Raw genomic sequence first — 4427 nt, 5'->3', positions numbered from 1 at the left:
TGGCGCGATGGCCGAGGCCTGCCGCGAGATCGCCGGGCGCGGTCATCGCATCGCCGGGCTGGTCAACAACGCCGGCGTGCACCTCGAGTCGCCGGCGGCGCAGACGCCGCTCGACCAATGGCATGCCGTGATGGACACCAACGCCACCGCCACGCTGCTGGCCGCGCAAGCGGTCCATCCCCATCTGGTCGAGGCGGGCGGCGGGCTGATCGTCAACATCGGCTCCTTCTTCGACAAGCTCGGCGTGAAGCGCAACGTCGCCTACTGCGCCTCGAAGGCCGCGGTGGGGGCGATCACCCGCTGCCTCGCGGTCGAATGGGCGGCGGCAGGCATCCGCGTGATCGACGTCGCGCCCGGCTACATCCAGACCGACCTCAACGCCGAGATGCTCGCTTCGGGCCCGCTGCGCGCCTACCTGCAGAAGCGCATTCCATCCGGCGAGCCCGGCACCGCCGAGGACGTCGGCCGCTTCGTCGCCGCGCTCTACGCGCAGCCGGGCGGCTTCCTCAGCGGCGAAACCATCTACCTCGACGGTGCCCAGGGCATCGCGCACTGACATGAACCTTCTCCAACGACTGGATGCCGGCATCGCGCTGGCCGACGACGAGCGCATGCTGCTCGACAGCGTGCAGCAGCTCGCGCGCGAGGCGATCGCGCCGCGCGCCGAACACCACGACCGCACGGGCGAGTTTCCGACGCAGAACCTGCGCGACATCAACCGGCTCGGGCTCAACGCGATGTTCGTGCCGGCCGAGTACGGCGGCGCGCCGCTGTCCTACCTCTGCTACCTGGCCTGCGTGCGCGAGATCGGCAAGGCCTGCGCTTCGACCGGCATCGTGTGGGCCACCAACTACCACGCCATGAAGCCGCTGATCGACTGGGGCACCGAGGAGCAGAAGCAGCGCCTGCTGCCGCGCATCGCCGAAGGCGGCCTGGGCGCGCTGGCGATCACCGAGCCCGGCGCCGGCTCCGACGCCACCGGCATGCGCACCACCTTCCGCGAGGAGAACGGCCAGATCGTCATCGACGGCGGCAAGAGCTTCATCACCAACGGCGACGTCGCCGACCTCTACCTGGTGTTCGGCAAGTGGGCCGGCATCGCCGATGCCAAGGCCGCGATCTCGGTGCTGGTGCTCGAAAAGGGCACGCCGGGGCTGTCGGTGGTCCGGCTCGAGGACAAGATGGGCACGCGCGCGTCGAGCACCGCCACGCTGGCCTTCGACGGCTGCCGCGTGCCGCGCGCCAACCTGCTGGGCGATCCCGGCGACGGGCTGAAGATCCTGTTCGCCTCGCTCAACAAGTCGCGCCCGAGCGTCGCCGCGCATGCGCTGGGCATCGCACGCGCGGCCTTCGAGGACGCGGTGGCCTACATCAACCAGCGGCGCCAGTCGGGCCGGCGCATCCTCGAATTCCAGGGCGTGCAGTTCATGGTCGCCGACCTCGCGGCCGAGATCGCGCTGGTGGAGTCGTGGCTGTGGTCGCTGGCGCAGCGCGTGGACGCGGGCGAACGCGACTTCGGCATCGAGGCCTCGGTGCTCAAGCTGCGCGCGACCGATCTCGCGATGAAGGCCTCGACCGATGCGGTGCAGCTGCTTGGCGGCTACGGCTACTGCAAGGACTACCGCGTCGAGCGGCTGATGCGCGACGCCAAGATCACGCAGATCTGGGAGGGGACCAATCAGGTCCACCGCCAGCTCATCGGCCGCAGCTTCCTCGAGCGCTAGTGCAATGTGATCAACCAAGGACCGACGATGAGCGAGATCAAGACAGTGGGCGTGGTGGGATGCGGCACGATGGGTGCCGGCATCGCCATCGTGTGCGCCCGGGCGGGCTTCAGGACCCGCGTGTTCGACCTGCGGCAGGACGCGCTGGACCGCGCGCGCGAACAGACGCGGGTCTTCCTGGAGCGTTCGGTGAAGAAGGGCAAGCTGCCGCCCGACGCGCCCGGGCGCATCCTCGAGGGCTGGCAGGGCACCACGGCGCTCACAGACCTCGCCGACTGCGACCTCGTGATCGAGGCGGTGTTCGAGGACCTCGGCGCCAAGCACCGGATCTTCGAGCAACTGCACGCGGTCTGCGCGCCGCATGCGATCTTCGCCTCGAACACCTCCACCATCTCGATCACCGAGATCGCCGGCGGCAGCGGCCGCTCCGACCGCTTCGTCGGCATGCACTTCTGCCTGCCCGCGCAACTGATGAAGCTGGTGGAGATGTCGCCGGGCCTGAACACCAGCGAGGCCACCTTCGAGCGTGCCTGGGCCTTCTGCGAGGCGCTCGGACAGAAGCCGGTGCGCACGCAGGACTCGCCGGGCTTCATCCTCAACTACTTCCTGATCCCGTTCAACAACGACGCCATCCGCCTGGTGGAGCAAGGCGTGGCGAGCGCCGAGGACATCGACACCGCGGTCAAGGCCGCGCTCGGCTATCCGATGGGCCCGCTCGAGCTGCTCGACCTGATCGGCCTGGACACCCAGCGCCTGCTGTGCGAGGCCATGCACGGCCTCACGCACGAGGAGCGCGCGGCCTGTCCGCCGCTCGTGCGCCGCATGATCGTCGCCGGCCGCCTGGGCAAGAAGTCGGGCCGCGGATTCCATGCCTATGCCGACAACGCGCTTCACGGAGCCTGAGCCATGACAACCACTTCCTATCGCATCGTCCATGGCGGTGACAGCCGCTCCTTTCCCGCGCCCCATGCTTTCCTCGAGGCGGCCACGCCGCAGGGCGAAGCGCGCGTGTTCCTCGGTGCGCAGGCCGGTGCCGCGCTACGCGACGCACAGCCGCTCGACGCCTGTCCCTTCGTCGCGGTCGAGCTCGGCAACGAATGCTTGGGCGTTCACGGCGGCGAATCGCGCGGCCTCGAAGGTTCGAACCTCGTGGGCTTCGCGCGCTTCCGGCTCGGCGACTCGGCGCCGTCGAACCTGGTCGAGGTTGTGCGCCAGCCGGGCACGCGGGCCGAGGCGCTCGCAGCCGCCTGCGAAGCCTTCCGCGCCGCGGGACTGGCGGTGGCCGTGTGCGCCGATTTCCCGGGCCGCATCGTCGACCGGCTGCTGCGTCCCTACCTCAACGCGGCGCTGCGCCGGCTCGACGAGGGCCTGGCGAGCGCGGACGATCTCGACAAGACCTTGCGACTCGGCCTCGGCTATCCCGAGGGACCGATCGCGCTGCTCGAGCGCACCGGCCTCGCGGCGCACTTCGAGGTCACGCAGGCGCTGCATGCGGCGCTCGGCCAGGCCGCGTATGCGCCCGCGCGCCGCGCACAGGTCGCCGCGCAGCGCGCCGCCGCATGATGCCGCCGCTCGAAGGCATCCGCGTGCTCGACCTCAGCACCCTGCTGCCGGGGCCGCTGTGCACGCTGCTGCTGGCCGATGCCGGTGCCGAGGTCATCAAGATCGAGCGGCCCGGCCGCGGCGACGAGATGCGCTCGTACGAACCGCGCTTCGGCGGCGACAGCGCGAACTTCGCGCTGCTCAACCGCGGCAAGCGGTCGGTCGCGCTCGACCTCAAGCAGCCCGACGATCGCACCGCCTTCCTCGAACTCGTGGCCACGGCCGACGTGCTGGTCGAGCAGTTCCGCCCGGGCGTGATGCAGCGCCTGGGTCTCGATCCCGCGGCACTCGCGCGCGTCAATCCGCGGCTGGTCTATTGCTCGATCACCGGCTATGGCCAGCACGGGCCGCTTGCCGAGGTGGCGGCGCACGACCTCAACTACCTCGCGCAAAGCGGCATGCTGGGCCTCTCGGCGGGCGCGGACGGCACGCCGCCGCTGCCGCAGGCGCTGGTGGCCGACATCGCGGGCGGCTGCTATCCAGCGGTGATGAACATCCTGCTGGCGCTGCGGCAGCGCGACGTCACCGGCACCGGCTGCCACCTCGACGTGGCGATGGCCGACAACCTGTTCACGCTGATGTACTGGGGCCTGGCCGAGGGACAGGCCACCGGCCGATGGCCGCGGGCCGGGCGCGGCCTGGTCACGGGCGGCACGCCCCGTTACCAGGTCTACGCGACGCGCGACGGCCGCCATCTCGCGGTGGCGCCGCTCGAGGACAAGTTCTGGCACGCCTTCCTCCAGATCATCGAGGCGCCGCAGCTCGAGGATCCCGCGCTCGATCCGCAGGCCACGCGCGATGCGGTGGCGCACGCGATCGCGCAGCGAACGGCCGATGAATGGCTGCGGCACTTCGAGGGCCACGACGTCTGCGTGGCGCTGGTCGCGACGCTCGAGGAGGCGGTGGCCCATCCGCACTTTCGCGCGCGCGGTCTGTTCGATCGGCGCGTGCGCAACGCCGATGGCGCCGAGATCGCGGCACTGCCGCTGCCGGTCGACGCGCGTTTTCGTACGGGGGGCACGAGTGCGTCCTATCCGCCGCTGGGCGAGGCCCGGCCCCAGGAGTTTGCCGACACACCCGACGCAGAGAGGTTCCGATGAA

The 4427-nt window shown here is 70.5% G+C and carries 5 protein-coding genes; all 5 read left to right on the top strand.

Features of this window, described 5'->3' with window-relative positions:
• On the top strand, positions 1–556 hold a 556-nt coding region (locus AC27VN_RS33975; RefSeq protein ID WP_490879427.1), incomplete at its 5' end, for an SDR family NAD(P)-dependent oxidoreductase.
• A gap of 1 nt (position 557) precedes the next feature.
• Entirely contained in the window at positions 558–1724 is a 1167-nt protein-coding gene (locus tag AC27VN_RS33970; protein ID WP_490879426.1) for an acyl-CoA dehydrogenase family protein, read from the top strand.
• Between the two features lie 27 nt (positions 1725–1751).
• Positions 1752–2627: a 3-hydroxyacyl-CoA dehydrogenase family protein gene (locus AC27VN_RS33965; RefSeq protein WP_490879425.1), complete on the top strand. Its 876-nt coding sequence runs from the start codon at positions 1752–1754 to the stop codon at positions 2625–2627.
• 3 nt (positions 2628–2630) lie between these two features.
• Positions 2631–3287: a 3-hydroxyacyl-CoA dehydrogenase family protein gene (locus AC27VN_RS33960; RefSeq protein WP_490879424.1), complete on the top strand. Its 657-nt coding sequence runs from the start codon at positions 2631–2633 to the stop codon at positions 3285–3287.
• Positions 3284–4426 (top strand): CaiB/BaiF CoA transferase family protein, encoded by a 1143-nt coding sequence (locus tag AC27VN_RS33955; protein WP_490879423.1) that lies wholly within the window; start codon positions 3284–3286, stop codon positions 4424–4426. Before AC27VN_RS33960 ends, AC27VN_RS33955 begins: the two co-directional genes overlap by 4 nt.
• Position 4427 lies beyond the last annotated feature (1 nt).

This window comes from Variovorax sp. 20P10.2.4, assembly GCF_058244205.1.
Note: the sequence above shows the minus strand (reverse complement) of the source record. Positions and strands in the feature narration are given on the sequence as shown.

Excerpts from the sequence above, each read along its gene's own strand:
- AC27VN_RS33970 (WP_490879426.1), top strand. The coding sequence starts at position 558 with ATGAACCTTCTCCAACGACTGGATGCCGGCATCGCGCTGGCCGACGAC.
- AC27VN_RS33965 (WP_490879425.1), top strand. The coding sequence starts at position 1,752 with ATGAGCGAGATCAAGACAGTGGGCGTGGTGGGATGCGGCACGATGGGT.
- AC27VN_RS33960 (WP_490879424.1), top strand. The coding sequence starts at position 2,631 with ATGACAACCACTTCCTATCGCATCGTCCATGGCGGTGACAGCCGCTCC.
- AC27VN_RS33955 (WP_490879423.1), top strand. The coding sequence starts at position 3,284 with ATGATGCCGCCGCTCGAAGGCATCCGCGTGCTCGACCTCAGCACCCTG.